The following is a 17,343-nucleotide window of genomic DNA, read 5'->3' on the forward strand; positions in this document are numbered from 1 at the left end:
CGCTGCCCTGCCGATACCGGAGGTCAACAAGGAATGTTGCCCTCCGGCCTGTTTACTCGGGCCAGTGCCCATATGGGCTCATTCCTTTCTGATGAACTCTTCTGCTGAAAGGAATCCACTGTATGGCTCACGAAATCACCATGGATCTTGCCACCAAGTTCGTCCTGCACAAGGACGTCGAACTTGCTGTCAGGAAAGATGGAAAGCTGCTCGGTACCGCCCTGATCAGCAAAGGCAACATCGAATGGGTGCCCGCAGGCAATTCGGTGAACAAGAAGCGGCTGAGCTGGGCCAGGTTCGCCGAGCTGATGCAGGACCAGGGCAAGGATGTGAAGATCAAGTAGATCGATCGCGGATTGCCACTTCGCCCTGCGACGGAGTCTCAGTGCCAGGACTTCGTCTGAATCCCGTTCTGCACCATCGAGATGTTCTCTCCAATGAGCGTTCTTCAACGTCTGCTACTTGTCGCCGCCTGCATTGCGGTCGCCGGGCCTGCGAGCGCAGCAAACCAGATCAGCACAAAGATCCCAAACGAGACCCGGATCAGCCCGCTCGTTATTCTGGATGCGAACAATGAGGGTTCCTGCGCACTGCCCTCGCCGGATGGGCGTCGCCGCACTCCCTACTTCCCTGATCTCAGGCAGCGTTGCAGCATCCTTGCACAAGCCCTGTTCGCATCACTCATTACCCGCGGCTTCGACGCGAAAATGGAATCCTTCACGCCTGATGCGCCCATCGGCTACAAGGAGTATTACGCCGCGTTCGCTGAGTGGAAGCAAGGCGTAATTGAAAAGTACCCCGATCGGTACGTGCTGACTTACCACGGACTGGTGGACGAGAGAAAACAAAGCTACCTGGTGATGAATCTGTCCGGACCAGGCGACGGCGAACGCCCGCTGCTTGGCACGATAGAGCTCAGCAAGGACCAGATGTGGACCGTTACCAAGCTCGGCGATATGAACTTCATTGGCCCGACCCCGTTGCCGCGCCTCATCGAGCTGCTGAGCAACACCCTGGAGGAGCGCTGTCCGACCCGCGGGTTCATGCGTAACTGCTATGGCCGTGGCTGGCTCATGGACAAGAACCCCAGGTAAGCCCTACGCCACCATCGATAGGGTGCCGGCCACCGACCGGCATCACCGCCATCAGGAAATACAGGAAACCACGCACAGCACGCCTTTCATGGCCGCTGCGGACCTGCATGCAACACTCGACTGCCGCCACACCCTCCATCCGGGTATACCCGCATGATCCCGTGCGGCACGAGGCCCATCTGCTCATGCATGCGTGGTCCATCGAACAGGGCCCGCTTGACCCCACCTGCAGCCGTGACCAACATGCGCCATCACCGCTGATGGATCACCGCGATGTACCGCACCCTTGCTGCCGCATTGCTCTGCGCCCTCTTCGCCGTTCCGATCGCTTCGGCGCGTGAGTCCCCCGGCGATCTTTCCAATCAGCTCGACACCCAACTGCAGGCCAACCGCGAGCGCTACGGCATCGCCGGCCAGGCGGTGCTGGTCGCGCACAATGGCCAGGTGCTCTACCAGGGCGCCAGCGGTGAGCGCGATCCGGCCACCCATGCACCGGCCACCGTCGATTCCATTTTCGCCGCGCAATCGATGGCCAAGCTGCTGACCAGCACGCTGGTGATGCAATTGGTGGACCAGGGCAAGGTGGATCTTGACGCGCCGGCCAGCCGTTATGTTCCGGACCTTCCGGCTGCTTGGCAGGCGATCCACGTACGCGATTTCCTCAACCACAGCTCGGGTATCGGCGAGTACTACAACCGGGTGGACAATCGCTGGATGAGCAAGGGCTACACCGGTGTGGCGCCCGACCTTGCAGCTGCGCTGAAGGTGGCTGCGGCGGCGCCGACGCAGTTCGCCACCGGCAGCCGCGTGATGTACACGCAGGCCAACTACCTGGTGCTGACGGCGTTGCTGCAAGCGCACTACCGCAAGCCCTACCCGGCCATCGCGCGCGAACGCATTCTGCAACCGCTGAAGATGACCAGCACCTCATGGGGCGCAGCCAGCGTGCCGTCGCAGCGCGCAGCGGTGCCTTACATCGGCAAGGACGGCCAGCTGCAGCCGGCCAATGAAGACCCCTGGCCGGACTACGGCTGGGGCCACGCCGACCTGCAGACCACCGTGGGTGACATGAACCGTTTCCTGCAGGCGCTGGCGACCGGCAAGCTGCTGCGCACGGCGACCCTGGAAAAACTCTGGCAGCCGCAGAAACTGGCCGGCGGCGGCAGCAATTTCTTCTCCACGGGCTGGGACACCACCCGCAGCGACGGCTACACCCAGGTCGGCCACGATGGTGGCACCCGTGTACGTGCGCGGCTGGCGTACAAGGGCACCCTGGCCAGCGGCTACTGGGTGTTCGTGTACCTGACCAACGGCAGCGCCCGCAATGTGTGGTCGAGCACGCTGGTGGAGAGCACGATGGCGGTCGCCGCGCCGCAGGAGTTTCCGCATGCGGTGCTGTCCGAGCGGCTGATCGCCTATGCGCTGGATGACAGCGCTGGCGCGGCCGAAGCAGTGCATCGCTGGCTGCGCGACAGCAACAGGGTTGCTGCCAGTGAACTGGAACGCGCGATCAATGCCGATGGTTACGCGATCCGCGAAAGTCTCGGCGCACGCAAGGCAGTGAAGGTGTTCGCGCTCAACACCGAGCTGTATCCGGATTCGGCCAACGCGTGGGACAGCCTGGCCGAATGCCATGCAGCACTGGGTGAGAAGGAAGCAGCTGATCGGCTGTATGCGAAGGCCAAGGCGCTGGCGAAGCCCTCGCCATAGATATTGCTGTAGAGCCAAGCATGGGCTCGGCGCTACATGGATGTTGCGGGCAGCCCATACGCGGGCGGCGGGTGACGCGGGGCCGCCGACCTGTTAACTTGCGCGCCAATTTCATGGTTTACAGCATTTCCGCATGTCGCTCTCGTCGTACCGCCCCACCCCGTCGCTGTTGTTCCTGGCCGTTTCCCTTGGCCTCTCCACCACCGCCGCTGCTGCGCCGCAGGCCACCACCCTCGATGCGGTGCGGGTCACTGCCGCCGATGCCAGCGCCCAGGCGCGCGAGGCGCTGAAGCGCGTACCCGGCGCCAGCAACGTCATCGACGTGGCCAAGGCCGACGGCCGCTTGTCCAGCAGTGCCGATGTGCTGGCCTACCAACCGGGCATCAGCGCGCAGTCGCCGGGTAATGAGGGCACCAAGATTTCGATCCGTGGCTCGGGCATCAACCGGGGCCCCGGCGCGCATGCCTCGGGTATTGCGGTGTCGATCGACGGCCTGCCACTGACCGGCCCGGGCGGCACGCCCTACGAGCTGCTGGAACCGCTGTGGCTGTCGCGCGTGGAAGTACTGCGCGGCGCCAACGGTTTCGAGCGTGGCGCGCTGGCGCTGGGCGGTGCCATCGACTACGTCAGCCGCAGCGGCCGTGATTCGGCGGGCGTGCAGCTGCACTACGAAGCCGGCAGCCGTGGCTACCAGAAGCGCGGCATCAGCTGGGGCGGCGTCAGTGGCGATGTCGATTACTTCCTGGCCTACACCGATACCGAGTTCGATGGCTATCAGCGCCATGCGCGCGGCGACGGCAAGGGCGCAATGGCCAACATCGGCTGGCAGATCACGCCCGACCTGCAGACGCGCTTCTTCGTGCGTTACCGCGAAACCAATCACGAAACACCCGGTCGCCTGACCCGCGACCAGATCCGCAACGACCCGCATGCGGCCAACCCGGCCAACCTGGCCATCGATGCACGTCGCCCGCAGCCCGGCAGCACGTGGGTGGGCAACGTCACCACGCTGCAGATCGATGAGGATTCCTCGCTGCAGGCGGGACTGGTCTATCACAAGTACCCGATGGACTTGAACGAGAGCCTGTACCGCCAGCAGCTGGACTACGCCAACCTCAACGCCACGCTGGACTACCGCCACCGGCACCGCCTGTTCGGCCTGGACAGCGAAACCGCGGTCGGCCTGCGCGTCACCCATGACCTGGATGCCGATGTGCGCGAGTCGCTGCGTTTTGCCAGCAACGGCTATGCCGCCGGCACGCGCACACGTGACTTCCGCCACCACGGCACCGACAGCACGCTGCACGTCAGCAATACCCTCGCCTTCAATGACCGCCTGCGCATGCAGACCGGGCTGGCACTGATCAACACCCGTCGCGATGTCCAGGTGACCTGGCCGAGCAGCGGCGGCCGCCTGCGCGACCACGACCGGGACTACGCGCCGCGACTGGGCTTCACCTGGCAGCACAGCGCGCAGACCCAGTGGTTCGGCAACCTCAGCCGTTCGGTGGAGGCGCCGCACCCGTGGTCGATGATCTGGGGCTCGAACCAGTACTTCGGGCCGGGCAATGGCCCGTCCAGCGGCCGCCAGCGCGCGCCGGTGCCGATGCAGAACCAGACGGCCACCACGCTGGAACTGGGTGCGCGCGGTGACGCGGCGCTGGGTCGCTGGGAACTGACCGGCTACTACGCACACGTGAACCACGAACTGCTGAGCGTCGAGCTGCAACCGGTGCCGAACCTGTTCATCGCCGAGAACAACGCCAGCCCCACCGTGCACCGCGGCATCGAAGCAGGATTGGACAGCACGCTGTGGCAGGCAGCGCCGGGCCGCCTTTCGCTGCGCCAGGCGTACACCTTCAGCGACTTCCGTTATCGCCGCGATGCGCGTTTCGGCAGCAACCGCCTGCCCGGCCTGCCGCGCCACGCCTACCAGGCCGAGCTGCGCTTCGATCATGCGTCCGGCCTGTACGCTGCGCTGAATACCGAATACGCCTCGCGCATCGCCGTCGACTACGCCAACAGCTACTGGGCCGACAGCCATGTCATCTTCGGCAGCCGCATCGGCTACGACGCACCCGGCGGTCGCTTGCAGGCCTGGGCGGAGATGCGCAACATCGGCAACCGCCACTACGCCGCCACGGTCACGCCGGGCTACGACGATGCCAGCAGGGATGTCGCCCGCTCGACGCCGGGCGAAGGTCGTGGCGTCTACGCAGGTGTGCGCTGGCGCTTCGATTGATGGCCGCAGGCGGCGCCGGGCGTGATCCGGCGCCGCCGTTCCTGGGTCAGCCGATACGCCACGCTGGCAGGCGCTCGCTGCGCTTCCAGATGGAAGGCGCGAAGCCGATCAGCACCAGTGCCGCCAGCCACTTCGGCGACGTACTCAGCAGCGTGGAACCGAGCGAGCCGTCGCTGGGTACGAGCTGCTCCTGCCAGGGGTTGTAACCCAGGTAGAGGATGCTGCCGGCCCACCACAGCAACGCTGCGCCGATGCCCACCAGCAGCAGGGCCAGCGTGCGGCAGGTCCAGCGCTGCGAGGTGGTGCCCCATTCCCGCGACGCGGCGATCAGCAGGCCGACCACCAGCAGCGACACCAGCGCCACCAGGCCGATATCGACCTTCGGTCCAATGCGCTCATAGGTACAGGCGCGGCATTGCGCCTCTTCCGCGGCGGTGGCGGCTTCGGCGCCCTCGGCCTGCCCAGCTGCGGGCTGCGCCAGTGCTGCAAACGGCAACAACACCGCCAGCAGCGTCACCATGATCCAACGAAACAACGTCCTGTTCCTGCGTGCAGCGACATCCATGCGCTCTTCCTCGTCAGTGGTTGTGTGTCCCAGCGGGTGTTCGGATATCCAGCGCCCCTGTTCCAGATGCAGTGCGACAAGCTCCCGATAGGTGAAACCACCCGGATACGAATCCTGGGCGACCGCGATCATAGCCCACTGTCCATTGCCGCTGAAAACGGGCCGGGGCTGGCCATATGAAGTACGCCCCCCAACTACAGCGCCTGGATGGCCTGCAGCAGATGGCTCGCACCTGGCGCGAGTTCCTGCGCGAACCAGCCCAGCATCGCGAAGAACAGCAGCAGCCCGAGCAGCGGCCAGATCGTATGCGACACGCATACCCGCCACCACCCTTGCTGCTGCATGCCCTGCATGCGCCGGTACAGGCCTCCGGCGATGGCCGCGTCCACCAGCAGTTCAGCCATCAGCACCGGCGCCGACCACACCACCCACACGCTGGCCAGCAGGACGGTCGCCACCAGCGCGACGAGGCCGAGGATGGCCAGCAACGGCAGGCCCGCTTCATCTTCGGCCAGCCCGGTCAACGGCAGCTCTCCGGCATCGCCGCCACCGGCCGGCACCGACTCGTTCCACGACGCCGATGCACCACCACCGCCGGAACGCCCGCCGGCGCCGCTCCACGGGGATTCCATGGCACTACCGCGCGGCGATGCGCCACTACCGCCTACATCCGGCGACAGCCCATCCAGGACGTTGTCCCAACGCCAGCGGATCCAGACCCACATCAGCAGCAGGAACACGCCATAGGCCAGCAGCACGGCCATCGGATAGCGAAGCAGCATCGCGTCGATGCCGGCCAGGCGCAGCAGATGCGAGGCAAGAAAACCGGCCGCACCGGTCAGGGCGACGATCAGCGCCATCTGCAGGCGTGGCCAACCACGCTGCTGCAGGTGCCGGCGCGCACGCACGACTTCGCCGCCGCGGTTCACGGGCAATTTCAGCGGGCTGCGTGAAAAGTGGCGCGAGCGCTTCATGCAGCCGCCAGCGGGCGGGAGGCATGGCGGCCGGGAACGTCGGGAACCTGATACTGCATGCGGACATCCTTGCCGGGCACGCGTAAGCGGTGATGGGCGGATTCTACCGCGGGCAGGTCCGCTGTCCAGACGGCGGTTCCAAGCGGCCGATCCTCAGCTGCGGTCGGTGATCCGTTCGATGCGGCCACCAGCGAACACGAACTCGCTCTGGCCCTGCAGTTCCAGCTCGGTGCCCGCATGCGGTCCATCGGGAATTTCCTGCGCGAACACGCCGCGCCAGCCAATCGTCGCCGTCGCCCGATCACCATCGAACACCAGCGCCAGCAAGCGCTGTTCGCGTTCCCGGAACAGGCGCGCAGACTGCCGTGCCAGTTCGCCAAAGGCATCGATGCCTTCGGTGACCATCGTCAGCTGGCCATTACTGTGGTTCTCGAAGCGCACGTTGTGCGCCAGCACCGCCAGCATGGCGTCGATGTCGAAGCGGTTGTAGGCCTGCAGGTAGTGCTCGATCAACTGACGGCGGTGCGGTTCGTCCATGGCGGCATCCAGTCGTGGGCTGCTGGCGAGTCTCGCCTGCCAGCACCGGCCGATCAAGGCCGCGCGGCAGCCTTCAGCAGCTGCGCGGCCACCTGATCGAACGGGGCGATGTCCTGCAGCGCGCGGCACATCGCCACCGCACCTTCCACGCTGGCGATCACCAGGCTGGCCAGTTCATCCGCCGCCGCCGGGGCATGCCCTTCGGCGACGAACGCCGTTGCAAGGTGGCCCTGCCAGCGCGCGAACACCTCGGCAGCCGCCGCGCGGGCTTGGCTGGGCGTCGCCTCCACCGGTTCCTCCACGGCAGCGGCCAGCACCGGGCAGCCGGCGCGGAAACCAGTGCGCAGCAGGCGCTCGCGCCACAGCGCCAGGAACTGCTGCAGGCCCTGTACCGCCCCACCCTTCAGCAGCTCCACCAGCAGCACCTCCACCTTGTCGCCGGCCATGTGGGTGGCGCGCGCCAGCAGCTCCTGCTTGCCGCCGGGAAAGTGATGGTAAGTGGAGCCCAGCGGCGCCTCGGCCAGCTTCGTCACTTCACGGATGCTGGTGGCATTGAGGCCCACGCGCGCCAGCATCTGTGCCGCAGCATCCATCACGCGTTGAGGCGCATCAGAGGGTCGCGGACTCACGGCAGGCTCCTTGCTAAGACAGTCGTCATAGATTAGCGTACCGGCCGTTCTATAACAGTCGTCATAGCCATGAATCTCTGGTTCCGCCTGCTCCATCTGCTGCTGTGCAGCCTGTTCCGGCCGAAGCTGGAGGCCCCGTTCGGGGTCTCGCGGCTGCAGTTCCGGGTACTGCCCAATGACCTGGACAGCAACCTGCACATGACCAACGGCCGCTACTGGAACATCTTCGACCTGGGCCGGCTGGACCTGATACTGCGCATGGGCCTGGGCCGGGTGGCGCTGCGCGAGAAGTGGGCACCGATCGTTGGTGCCGGCACCATCCAGTTCCGTCGCGAGCTCAAACCGTTCCAGCGCTTCACCCTGGAGACGCGGCTGGTTGGCTGGGTCGGCTCCCGCGGCATCATGGAGCAGCGGGTGCTGATCGGTGCCGAGCAGAAGATCGCCACGCGCGCGCTGCTGGTCACCGGCATCTACGACCGCCGCGCGCGGCAGTTCCTCGGCATGCCGAAGATGATGGAAGCGATCGGCGTGGTCGCCCCGCCGTCGCCGCCGCTCAGTGCGGCCGCCGAAGCGCTGCTGGCCGCCGATGCGGCGTTGAAGCAGGACGACGCCTGAGCGTCAGGGAGCCGCCATCGGCATCGTGGGCTGTCCGCGCGATACGACCTGGGTACGCCCTCCCACGTGCAGCACGTATTCGAAGGACTGCCGCATGCGGCTGTACGCGCCACCATCCGGTACGCCGTAGTTGGCGCCCACGCTGAGGGTATGCCGGCCCGGCGGCAACGGCTTGAGCATCACCCAGTAGCCATCAGCGGCGGCCAGCCGTGAGTGCTTGTCGTCGGCATCCATGCGGAAGCAGCCTTCGCTGCGGACCCGATGCCTGCGCATGTCGCCCAGTGGCTGGCCGTCCAGCAGCACCACCGCACTGATCAGGTAATCGTTGTTGACCGCTGCCCCGGCCTGCAGCTCCTTGCAGGTCACACGCTCATCCACTTGGAAGTGCGCCATGTTGATGATCGGCAGCAACAGGTATTTGCCAGCCGGCACCACGCATTCGCGATGTGGCCGGAAACGGCCGTTGGTGCCGGCCAGGTTCCAGACCGGGCCTTCCTGGCCCACATCGCATACGCGGCCATCCGGGTCGAGATAGGGCGCGCCGCCCTGGCCATCGGCCCACCGCCACCACCGGGCGGTCCATTCGGCCAACGAAACGCCGCCCACCGGTTCACGCGTCAGCGGCGAAGGCGCCGCCGTGTCCGCACTGAACGCCGGCACGGCGGCCAGCAGCACTGCCATCGTTGCGCCGCCGCGGCGCAGCCAGCCCTGGATTCCCTTCCGCATCACCCACTCCATCGTCCCTGGCGGCCACCCTGCGTGGCCGGCTTCCGCGCCACTGTACCGTGACGGACTAGACCTTCGGCATGTTCTTGGTCACGCAATGGATGCCGCCACCGCCGCCGGCAATCGCATCGATATCCACCTGTTCGATCACGCGGCCCGGATACATGTCTTCCAGCAGTTCACGGCAGAAGCCGTCGGCTGCATCGTCACCGAACTGCGGCGCGACCACGGCGCCGTTGATCGGCAGGTAGTTGATGTAGCCCATGGCCAGATCGTCGTTGTCGCGGGTATGCACGTTGTCGCGCCCGTCCAGGGGTGGCGGCAGGGTGTGCACCTGCAGGCGACGGCCATCGGCATCGGTGGCCCCGCGCAGGATCTGCAGGTGTTCGCGGGTCAGATCGTAGTCGTAGGACTCCGGATCGTTGTCCAGGTTGGCGATCACCACGCCCGGCCGCACGAAACGGGCATAGAAGTCCACGTGCGCATCGGTGATGTCCCTGCCGGCGATACCGGGCAGCCAGATCACCTTGCGCAGGCCGAGGTGGTGTTTCAGCTCGGCCTCGATATCGGCACGCGACCAGTCCGGATTGCGATTGCGGTTGACCCAGCAGCTTTCGGTAAGGATGGCCGTGCCATGGCCGTCGACTTCGATACCGCCGCCCTCGCCGACCAGATCGCTTTCCAGCAGCGTGGCACCGGTCACCTGCGCCAGCCACGGTGCCACCGCGCCATCGTTGCGCGCGCTCTGCTTGCCGCCCCAGCCATTGAAGTTGAAGTCGACCAGGCCCAGCCCGCCCTGGCCATCGGTGACGAAGCACCCGCCGTAGTCGCGCACCCAGATGTCATCCAGCGGCACCTCGAGGAACTCGATGTTGTCGCGGCCGCAGCGGTCCTGCGCCTGCTTCAACTGCGCCGGGCGGCACAGCACGCTGACCGGCTGGTGGCGGGCGATGGTACGCGCCAGCCGCGCCACGGCGGCGTTCACCGCATCGGCCTGCGCGCCCCACACCCGCGGCTGCGCGGCGAAGGCCAGAAACACGCGCTCCTGCGGGCCGTGCTCGTCCGGCATGCGCCAAGTCCCCGCACCTGGCCCTGCTGCGGATACGCGACCCGGCAGCCCGGCCAGGCCGAGCGCGGCCAAGCAGCCAAGGCCGGCGGCGCCCGCCAGTTGGGTGAGGAAGTGACGACGGTTGGTCATGACAGGCTCCATGGCCGGTGTGGGATGGGCGCTATGCTGCGCTTGCCCATCCATAAGAACAAACGATAGATTCAGCCATCAACTGAACAGTTTTTCTTATCAGAATGCTCAAGCATTGGCCCCCGCTGAACGCGCTGCGTGGTTTCGAGGCCGCCGCCCGCCTGGGCAGCTTCCACCGGGCGGCCGAGGAACTGCACCTGACCCAGTCGGCCATCAGCCAGCAGATCCGCGGGCTGGAGGCGTCGCTGCAACAACCACTGTTCTTCCGGCAAGGCCGCAGCGTCACCCTCACCGACGCCGGCATCGACCTGCTGGAAACCACCCAGTCACTGCTGCGCCAGCTGGCCAGCGGCATCCGCCGGCTCGATCAGTACCGCAAGCCGAATCAACTGATCGTCAACACCAGCCCGGCCTTCGCCCGACACTGGCTGGTGCCACGCCTGGCCAGCTTCCACCGGCTGCATCCCGACGCCGATCTGTGGCTGCTGACCAGCGAGGAAGCGCCGGACATGACCACGCAGACGCTGGACGTGGCGGTACGCGATGACCTCGACTCACAGGCGCAGTGCCAGCACCGCGTGCTGCTGCAGGACCGCCTCTTTCCGGCCTGCCATCCGGCCCTGCTCGCCACACCGATGCACGAACGACTGACCCTGCATGGCGAGCGCGAAATGGACTGGAGCCAATGGCAGGTGCAGGGCGGCGCCGATGTCGGCCAGCGCCGCGAGGGCATGAACTTCTCCGAGCCCGGGCAGCTGCTGGATGCCGCGTGCCAAGGGCTGGGCATCGCGCTGGTCAGCGAACTGCTGAGCGCGCGTGCGTGCGATCAAGGCCTGCTGCAACCGCTGGATGATGCACGCGTGCGCGGCCCGCGCTGGAGCTGGCTGGTGCATGAGGACAGCGCGGCAGATCCGCTGGTGATCAGTTTCTGCGAGTGGCTGTTGGCGAACCTGCCCGCCCGAGCTACTTCTGCCGCAGCGCGCGCTTGACCGCCGCCTCGGCCAGCGGCGCCATCACCGCATAGCCCTTCGCCGTGGGATGCACGCCGTCGTCGGCCAACTGCGGGTCGAGCCCACCAGCCGCATTGGCCATCGGCGTGTAGTAGTCCAGATAGACCAGCTGCTGCGCATCGGCGTAGCGCTTCAACGCCGTGTTCAATGCACGCACCCTGGGCGCAGGTGCCGTGCCCGGCAGCCACGGGTAATCGCTGACCGGCAGCACCGATGCCAGCACCACACGGATGCCGTGTGCGCGGGCCAGGTCCACCATCGCGTGCAGGTTGTCTTCGATCATTGCCTGGGTGGACGGGCCGGTGTTGCCGGCGATGTCGTTGGTGCCGGCCAGGATCACCACCACCTGCGGCTTCAGTGCCAGCACGTCCTGCGGGAAGCGCACCAGCATCTGCGCCGTGGTCTGGCCACTGATACCGCGGTTGAGCCAGCCCTTGCCGGGAAAGAACGCCGCACTGCCCTCCCTGCCCCAGCCTTCGGTGATCGAGTCACCGAAGAACACCACGCGCGGTTGCCCAGGTACGGCGGCAGGCAGACGTGCGTTGGCGTCGCGGTAACGCTGCAGTTCCGGCCAATCGGCCAGGCGCTGCTGCATGAAGCGCACCTCGTCCTGGCGCAGGCGCTCGACAGGTTCCACCAGCAACGGGTTGATGGCGGGCACATCGGCCGCCACGCCATGGGCACTCAGCGCGATACCGAGGGCAACCGCGGCCACGCCGCCGGACAAGGAACGCATGGGGTCTCTCCCTGGAATGTCGGGGCCAGTCTAGCGCGCGGCCCCGCGCCTAGCGTGCCGCCGACCGTGCCGCCACACCGGTCACCTTTGCCGGCATCCACATGCCTGGCGTCCAGCCGCTGGCGGCGAGGATCACCTTCGGATTGTCCTGCTGGATCAGCGCACGTACCGCATCGCGCTTGTCCCTGGCCTGCAGGTAATAGGCCTTGGCGATGCGGTAGCCCACCCAGTAGCCCAGGTCGTAAGGCTCCTGCGAGCCCGGCTTGTAGTTGTACAGCCACGGCGACAGATCGGTGCTGTCCACATCCAACGCGAAGGCGCTTTCGATATGCACCTCCCGGCCACGGGTCCAGGCGGCGTGCCGGCCGTTGCCGACGTTGCCGGAAATCAGTTCGGCGATGAACTCGGCAATGCCTTCGCCCAGCGAAACACGCAGCACCGTCGCATGCGGGTCGCCCGGCTCGAAATCGGTCAGGCCGGTCTGCTGGATGTGCACGTACTCGTGCGCGATCACGTGCACGAAGCGGTCCTGCACATTGGGATTCATGAAATCGGCTGCGCACAGCGCTTCCAGGCCGATGATCACGCCGCTCTTCGAGGTCAGCCCGACCGGCCGGCCACGGCCGACCGCGATGGTCACCGGCGGAAACGTGGCCTGCGGGTAGATCGCCTGCAGATTGGCGAACACCTGCACCAGGCGCTGCTTCACCGCCGGCAGCTCCGCAAGGCAAGCGCGGCCCTGCGCATACACTTCGGGCTGGCTGGCAATGGCCTCGGCAATACGCTCGGGCGTGACCCGTCGCGCCTTCGCCAATTCACCCAGGCCCGTACTGCCTTCGGCCAGGTAACCGGCCAACTGGGCGACGCTGGGCTTGCCGCCGGTACTGTCGTAGAGCGCGTAGAAGCGGCTGGCATCGGTGGTGAGGATCTGCGGCCCCGGCGGGGTACCCGCCGACGCCACGCCGACCGCCCCGGCACAGGCCAGGGCAAGCAGGCAACGCAGGAAACTGGACATCGCTCCGTCCTTGGTGGAGTGCATGCGAAGCGCGCAATCTACCACTCCGCCCCGGCCACCGCAGCGGGTACATGCAGGCCCTTCGGGGCTGTGCCAGACTCACTCAGGCACCTGCCATGGATGATGGAGCACCGCACGATGATGATCGTTCCCGCGTACTGGGCCGAAGCCCGCCTGCAGGCCCGTTTCCGTGGCCGGCCGGTGGTCGTGCGCCGCTTCGGCTGGTCCGACGAGGGACCTGCCCAAGCCCAGGCCCACGCCGACGCACGTGCCCATGAAGCCCTCAACGCCATCATCGCCGGGCAGGTGCTGCCGCGTCGCGAAGTGCGCAGCAACTACGGTGTGGAGGGCGTACCGATCCGCGAGCAGATCGTGCAGCGCGACGGCGATGTCATCATCACCCGCAACAGCTATGGCGCGCTGTGCCTCAACAGCCCCGACGTGCTGTTTGCCGACATCGACCATGCGCAGCCGCCGGCCGGATGCGTGATACCGGCCATCGTCGCTGCGGCCGTGCTGCTTGCCGGCGCCATCATCGGCACCGTGCTCTGGCATTGGCTGGTGGGCCTGGTACTGGGCGTGGCGGCAGTGCTGCTGGTCAACGCGGCACTGCTGATGCGGCGGAAGCAGCGCCTGGCAGCTGCCGGTGGTGCTGAAGGGCTTGCGCTGAAGCGCGTGGACGCCTTCAGCGAACAGCATCCCGATTGGCACCTGCGGGCCTACCGCACACCGGCGGGGCTGCGCGTGCTGGCGATGCATGCCACGTTCTCACCTGAGGACGAGCAGCTGCAGGCATTCTTCAAGGCACTGGGCACCGACACCCTGTACGCGCGCATGTGCCGGCTGCAGCATTGCTTCCGTGCGCGACTGACACCGAAGCCGTGGCGCGTTGGCCTGAAGTACCGCATCCGGCCGCCGGTGGCCGCGTGGTCAGCCGAACAGGCCAACAATCCGGATCGACTGGCCTGGATTGCCGAGTATGAAAAGAAGAGTGCCGGCTTCGCGGCCTGTGCCTATCTGCGCAGCTTCGGCGACACTTCCCGGGTGCATGCCAAGGCGGAGCATGTGCGCGAACTGCACGATCGCCTGTCGCACGCGCAGGACCGCCTACCGCTGGCGTGAGGGCGGATGCTCAGTCAGCGCCCTGCACGAACGGCTGCCCTGCCAGGGTAGTGCCCAGCCGCACCGCGATCTGCTGCCCGACCTTCTCGAAGGTCGTTGCGCACTGCTTTCCGCCCTTCTGGCATCCGACTTCCGGAAAGCCCTCCAGCGACTCCGGCGCGCCCTGCGCAGGTTTCGCCTGCCAGCCTGCAGCATCCAGCAGGCGCTTGGCCTTGGCGTAAGGCATGCCGGCGACAATGCCCAATTGCGTCAGCTCAGCAGGAAACGACTGAGCATATGCCGTTGAAACCAGGGCCAACGACAACGTTGCAGCAAGGAGAATGGCTTTCATTGCACCGACCTGGAACGAGCGATCAGGTTCAGCCTAGACCATTTGCGTGGCATGCGAATGTGCCGGTAACACGTCGTTACCGAGTCTCCACAGTTGATTGCAGAGCACGTGCATCTGTTTACATGCGAACAGCAGCCGAGCATGGCGCGGCTCTACAGGATGCAGGAAGGCCGCCCGAAGGCGGCCTCGTGCAAAGCAGTCGAGCACGCTCGACGCTACTTGGCGTTCTTCACGTAGGTGTCGAACCAGTTCAGCATCTCCGACACCAGCTGCTCGTTCGATTCCAGCGCGGTGTACCAGTGCGGCTCGTTCGGCAGCATCACCAGACGCGTGGTACCACCGTTGCCGCGGATCGCCTGGTACAGCTTGCGCGACTGGAACGGTTCGGTGCCCGGGTTGGCGTCGTCCTCGCCGTGGACCAGCAGCAGCGGCAGCTTGATCTTGTCGGCATAGAAGAACGGCGAGGCCTTCAGGTACACGTCCTGCGCCTGCCATACCGAGCGACGCTCGTTCTGGAAGCCGAACGGGGTAAAGGTCTTGTTGTACGAACCGCTGGTCGCCACACCGGCCTTGAACAGGTTGGTGTGCGCGATCAGGTTGGCGGTCATCAGGCCGCCGTGGCTGTGACCGGTCACGCCGATGCGGTTGCGGTCGACCACGCCCATGTCCACGGCCTTGTCCACCGCCGCCTTGGCGTCGGCTTCCAACTGCTCCAGGTAGGTGTCGTAAGCGTTCTTCGGGTCACCCACGATCGGGAACGAGGCATTGTCGATGATCGCGTAGCCGGCCAGCAGCATCAGGCGGTAGGGCTGCAGGCGGGTGAAGGTCTGCTGCGAACCGGACACCTGCCCCGCCTGCGCGGCGTTGGCGAAGTCGGCCGGGTAGGCATACAGGATCGCCGGCACGCGCTGGCCTTCCTTGTAGCCCGGCGGCGTGTACAGGGTGAACGACAGGTCCACGCCGTCGGCACGCTTGTAGGTCACCAGCTGCTTCTTGATCTGGCGCACTTCCGGGGTCGGGTCGACCAGTTTGGTCAGCGCGGTCGTGGTGGAGGCGAACTGCGCCTCGCCGGCCTTCGCATCGGCCACTGCCTCACCCTGCTGGCGGATGAAGGCGTTCGGCGGATCGATCACCGACTGGTGCCAGGTCAGGTAGCGGCCCGGCGTGTTGCTGAAGCCGAGGAACTGTTCGTAGGCGTCGGCACTGCTACGGAACAGGCGCTCGCTCTTCAGCGTGCCCAGGTCCAGGCGGTCGAGGAACGGACGATCGCCCTGCGGCGAGGCGCCACGGCCGCTGAGGAACACGTGGTTGCCCTCACGGCGCACGACCTGCGCGCCATTCGGCAGGCGGGTGAACACGAGGTTGCCGGGATTGCCGTACAGCTCATCGCTGGACATGTCCCACAGCAGGCGACCTTCCTTCTTCGGCTGGTCCACGTCGACGATGCGGGTCTGCATCCAGTGACGGTTCTCGTCGTTCTCGTACTGGAAGGCCACGGCCGGATCGGCGGTCCACGCGAAGCCTTCAAAGCGCTGCGCGGTGCGGGTGATTTCGGTCGGCTTGCCGTTGAACGGGGCCTTCAGCATCAGCACGCGATCGCGATGCGGCACGTTGACCTTCCAGTCACCCTTGTCCAGCGCTTCGGCGTAGACCAGGGTAGCCGGATCGGTGGCACGCCAGTCGAAACCGCGCGGGCCTTCCGGCACGCCGTGCACCGGCACGCGGTCGGCCAGCGGCAGACTGGCGATCGACGTGCTGCGGCCGTTGCTGATATCCAGCACTGCCACATCATTGGCGAAGCGCTGGTAGGTCACCGCATGCGAGTACGGTGCCTTGATCGATTCGGTCAGCACATGCACGCCATCGGGCGCGGCGCTGACCTCGTTGAACAGCGCCGGCTGCCCGACCGGGCGCACGCTGCCCGCGGCGGTATCGACCACGGCCAGCTGCGAGGCACCGTAGTAAGCGAACAGCTTTTCGTCATGCACGCTGGTCAGCGTGTCGCGGGCCTCGTAGGTGCTGCTTTCGCCGCTGCTGCCCAGCGACTCCTGCGCGTCCGGACCGTTCGGCACACCACCATTGGACGGCGCCGGGCCCTGGTTGGCCGGCACCAGCTTCACCAGCAGGTTCTGGCTGCCACCCAGCCACTGCACGGTGTTGCCGAAGATCGGGTTCAGCTGCACGTTCGGCACCTGCTTCACCTGGCCGGTGGCGGCATCGCCCACCCACAGCTGCACGCTGGTATCGACCGCGTTCTGGAAGGCAAAGTGGCTGCCATCGGCCGACCACAGCGCGCCGGTGGCGCAGCCCTGCGGCAGGTTCACCTTGGTTTCCTTGCCACTGCCGATATCAACCAGGGTGAAGTCGGCCACGCAGGCCGGAATGCCGTAGCCACCGGGGGTGTCATGGCGACTGCGGTTCTTCGGTTCCAGGCGCACGCCGGCCAGCTTCAGGTAGGGCTGGGCCACGCGGCTGATCGACGGATAGGTCTGCGCGGTGGTCAGCAGCAGGCGCTGGCCACCCGGTGCCACGTTCGGTGCCGGCGGCGGCGGTGCCTTCAGCACCTTGAGCAGGTGTTCCGGCGGCTTCGCGTAATCAGCGAAGGCCGGGCCAGCGGCCAGCAGGCCGACGGTGGCAACGGCAACAGCCGCCGCCAGAGAGGTTCGACGGATCAGCATCCTTATCCCCTGGGTGTGAATGGGTACCCGGAATCGGGCATGGACCCGAATCTAGCACCGCAGGGGTTGGGGTGAATGGGCCGGAAGGGCTAGTGGCCGGATGGGGCAAAGTGGGACACGCCCGGAGAGGCCGGCGATGGGCCGGCATCTGCCAGGCGTGG

At 66.4% G+C, this 17,343-nt stretch carries 17 protein-coding genes; 7 read left to right on the top strand and 10 right to left on the bottom strand.

Features of this window, described 5'->3' with window-relative positions:
• Window positions 1-122 precede the first annotated feature (122 nt).
• The 4 genes from ACUZUJ_RS13935 to ACUZUJ_RS13950 all read left to right on the top strand — a co-directional run bounded on the left by ACUZUJ_RS13935 (window position 123) and on the right by ACUZUJ_RS13950 (window position 5,046).
• Window positions 123-344 (top strand): hypothetical protein, encoded by a 222-nt coding sequence (locus ACUZUJ_RS13935; protein WP_049443231.1) that lies wholly within the window; start codon window positions 123-125, stop codon window positions 342-344.
• A gap of 93 nt (window positions 345-437) precedes the next feature.
• A complete protein-coding gene (locus ACUZUJ_RS13940) occupies window positions 438-1,094 on the top strand; it encodes a hypothetical protein (protein ID WP_049443230.1) in 657 nt (218 codons plus the stop codon).
• A gap of 273 nt (window positions 1,095-1,367) precedes the next feature.
• Window positions 1,368-2,804, top strand: coding sequence for a serine hydrolase (locus ACUZUJ_RS13945; RefSeq protein ID WP_458219911.1), 1,437 nt, complete (start codon window positions 1,368-1,370; stop codon window positions 2,802-2,804).
• 133 nt (window positions 2,805-2,937) lie between these two features.
• A complete protein-coding gene (locus ACUZUJ_RS13950; RefSeq protein ID WP_458219912.1) occupies window positions 2,938-5,046 on the top strand; it encodes a TonB-dependent receptor family protein in 2,109 nt (702 codons plus the stop codon).
• A gap of 46 nt (window positions 5,047-5,092) precedes the next feature.
• Here ACUZUJ_RS13950 and ACUZUJ_RS13955 read toward each other — a convergent pair whose 3' ends face one another.
• The 4 genes from ACUZUJ_RS13955 to ACUZUJ_RS13970 all read right to left on the bottom strand — a co-directional run bounded on the left by ACUZUJ_RS13955 (window position 5,093) and on the right by ACUZUJ_RS13970 (window position 7,751).
• Window positions 5,093-5,611, bottom strand: coding sequence for a hypothetical protein (locus ACUZUJ_RS13955; RefSeq protein WP_135966995.1), 519 nt, complete (start codon window positions 5,609-5,611; stop codon window positions 5,093-5,095).
• 194 nt (window positions 5,612-5,805) lie between these two features.
• Window positions 5,806-6,585 (bottom strand): hypothetical protein, encoded by a 780-nt coding sequence (locus ACUZUJ_RS13960; RefSeq protein ID WP_458219913.1) that lies wholly within the window; start codon window positions 6,583-6,585, stop codon window positions 5,806-5,808.
• A gap of 153 nt (window positions 6,586-6,738) precedes the next feature.
• Entirely contained in the window at window positions 6,739-7,122 is a 384-nt protein-coding gene (locus ACUZUJ_RS13965; RefSeq protein WP_458219914.1) for a nuclear transport factor 2 family protein, read from the bottom strand.
• Between the two features lie 53 nt (window positions 7,123-7,175).
• A complete protein-coding gene (locus tag ACUZUJ_RS13970; RefSeq protein ID WP_458219915.1) occupies window positions 7,176-7,751 on the bottom strand; it encodes a TetR/AcrR family transcriptional regulator in 576 nt (191 codons plus the stop codon).
• Between the two features lie 69 nt (window positions 7,752-7,820).
• On the opposite strand from ACUZUJ_RS13970, the gene ACUZUJ_RS13975 reads away from it, so the two are divergent.
• Complete coding sequence (locus tag ACUZUJ_RS13975) at window positions 7,821-8,366, top strand: thioesterase family protein (RefSeq protein WP_012511531.1); 546 nt, start codon at window positions 7,821-7,823, stop codon at window positions 8,364-8,366.
• A gap of 3 nt (window positions 8,367-8,369) precedes the next feature.
• Here ACUZUJ_RS13975 and ACUZUJ_RS13980 read toward each other — a convergent pair whose 3' ends face one another.
• Window positions 8,370-9,092, bottom strand: coding sequence for a hypothetical protein (locus ACUZUJ_RS13980; RefSeq protein WP_458219916.1), 723 nt, complete (start codon window positions 9,090-9,092; stop codon window positions 8,370-8,372).
• Between the two features lie 67 nt (window positions 9,093-9,159).
• A complete protein-coding gene (locus ACUZUJ_RS13985) occupies window positions 9,160-10,290 on the bottom strand; it encodes an agmatine deiminase family protein (RefSeq protein WP_458219917.1) in 1,131 nt (376 codons plus the stop codon).
• A 104-nt stretch (window positions 10,291-10,394) separates the two neighbouring features.
• Here ACUZUJ_RS13985 and ACUZUJ_RS13990 point away from each other — a divergent pair, with 104 nt between their 5' ends.
• Entirely contained in the window at window positions 10,395-11,279 is an 885-nt protein-coding gene (locus ACUZUJ_RS13990; RefSeq protein ID WP_101765746.1) for a LysR family transcriptional regulator, read from the top strand.
• Here the strand turns inward: ACUZUJ_RS13990 and ACUZUJ_RS13995 are convergent.
• Together ACUZUJ_RS13995 and ACUZUJ_RS14000 are read right to left on the bottom strand one after the other, a co-directional pair.
• Complete coding sequence (locus tag ACUZUJ_RS13995) at window positions 11,254-12,036, bottom strand: SGNH/GDSL hydrolase family protein (RefSeq protein WP_101765747.1); 783 nt, start codon at window positions 12,034-12,036, stop codon at window positions 11,254-11,256. The two genes, ACUZUJ_RS13990 and ACUZUJ_RS13995, sit on opposite strands and share 26 nt — an antisense overlap.
• A gap of 49 nt (window positions 12,037-12,085) precedes the next feature.
• Entirely contained in the window at window positions 12,086-13,051 is a 966-nt protein-coding gene (locus ACUZUJ_RS14000; RefSeq protein ID WP_458219918.1) for a DUF2268 domain-containing putative Zn-dependent protease, read from the bottom strand.
• Between the two features lie 138 nt (window positions 13,052-13,189).
• On the opposite strand from ACUZUJ_RS14000, the gene ACUZUJ_RS14005 reads away from it, so the two are divergent.
• Window positions 13,190-14,173, top strand: a complete 984-nt coding sequence (locus tag ACUZUJ_RS14005; protein ID WP_049443317.1) for a hypothetical protein — start codon at window positions 13,190-13,192, stop codon at window positions 14,171-14,173.
• A gap of 10 nt (window positions 14,174-14,183) precedes the next feature.
• On the opposite strand, the gene ACUZUJ_RS14010 is transcribed toward ACUZUJ_RS14005, so the two are convergent.
• On the bottom strand, window positions 14,184-14,504 hold the full coding sequence (locus ACUZUJ_RS14010) for a hypothetical protein (RefSeq protein ID WP_458219919.1): 321 nt from the start codon (window positions 14,502-14,504) through the stop codon (window positions 14,184-14,186).
• 215 nt (window positions 14,505-14,719) lie between these two features.
• Window positions 14,720-17,182 (bottom strand): S9 family peptidase, encoded by a 2,463-nt coding sequence (locus ACUZUJ_RS14015; RefSeq protein WP_458219920.1) that lies wholly within the window; start codon window positions 17,180-17,182, stop codon window positions 14,720-14,722.
• Window positions 17,183-17,343: the final 161 nt, after the last annotated feature.

The sequence above is a fragment of the Stenotrophomonas sp. S4 genome (assembly GCF_054187805.2).

Coding starts and splice junctions, on each gene's coding strand:
- ACUZUJ_RS14015 (WP_458219920.1), bottom strand. CDS start 17,182: ATGCTGATCCGTCGAACCTCTCTGGCGGCGGCTGTTGCCGTTGCCACC.
- ACUZUJ_RS14000 (WP_458219918.1), bottom strand. CDS start 13,051: ATGTCCAGTTTCCTGCGTTGCCTGCTTGCCCTGGCCTGTGCCGGGGCG.
- ACUZUJ_RS13945 (WP_458219911.1), top strand. CDS start 1,368: ATGTACCGCACCCTTGCTGCCGCATTGCTCTGCGCCCTCTTCGCCGTT.
- ACUZUJ_RS14005 (WP_049443317.1), top strand. CDS start 13,190: ATGATGATCGTTCCCGCGTACTGGGCCGAAGCCCGCCTGCAGGCCCGT.
- ACUZUJ_RS13985 (WP_458219917.1), bottom strand. CDS start 10,290: ATGACCAACCGTCGTCACTTCCTCACCCAACTGGCGGGCGCCGCCGGC.
- ACUZUJ_RS13980 (WP_458219916.1), bottom strand. CDS start 9,092: ATGCGGAAGGGAATCCAGGGCTGGCTGCGCCGCGGCGGCGCAACGATG.
- ACUZUJ_RS14010 (WP_458219919.1), bottom strand. CDS start 14,504: ATGAAAGCCATTCTCCTTGCTGCAACGTTGTCGTTGGCCCTGGTTTCA.
- ACUZUJ_RS13990 (WP_101765746.1), top strand. CDS start 10,395: ATGCTCAAGCATTGGCCCCCGCTGAACGCGCTGCGTGGTTTCGAGGCC.
- ACUZUJ_RS13995 (WP_101765747.1), bottom strand. CDS start 12,036: ATGCGTTCCTTGTCCGGCGGCGTGGCCGCGGTTGCCCTCGGTATCGCG.
- ACUZUJ_RS13935 (WP_049443231.1), top strand. CDS start 123: ATGGCTCACGAAATCACCATGGATCTTGCCACCAAGTTCGTCCTGCAC.
- ACUZUJ_RS13955 (WP_135966995.1), bottom strand. CDS start 5,611: ATGGATGTCGCTGCACGCAGGAACAGGACGTTGTTTCGTTGGATCATG.
- ACUZUJ_RS13975 (WP_012511531.1), top strand. CDS start 7,821: ATGAATCTCTGGTTCCGCCTGCTCCATCTGCTGCTGTGCAGCCTGTTC.
- ACUZUJ_RS13940 (WP_049443230.1), top strand. CDS start 438: ATGAGCGTTCTTCAACGTCTGCTACTTGTCGCCGCCTGCATTGCGGTC.
- ACUZUJ_RS13965 (WP_458219914.1), bottom strand. CDS start 7,122: ATGGACGAACCGCACCGCCGTCAGTTGATCGAGCACTACCTGCAGGCC.
- ACUZUJ_RS13950 (WP_458219912.1), top strand. CDS start 2,938: ATGTCGCTCTCGTCGTACCGCCCCACCCCGTCGCTGTTGTTCCTGGCC.
- ACUZUJ_RS13960 (WP_458219913.1), bottom strand. CDS start 6,585: ATGAAGCGCTCGCGCCACTTTTCACGCAGCCCGCTGAAATTGCCCGTG.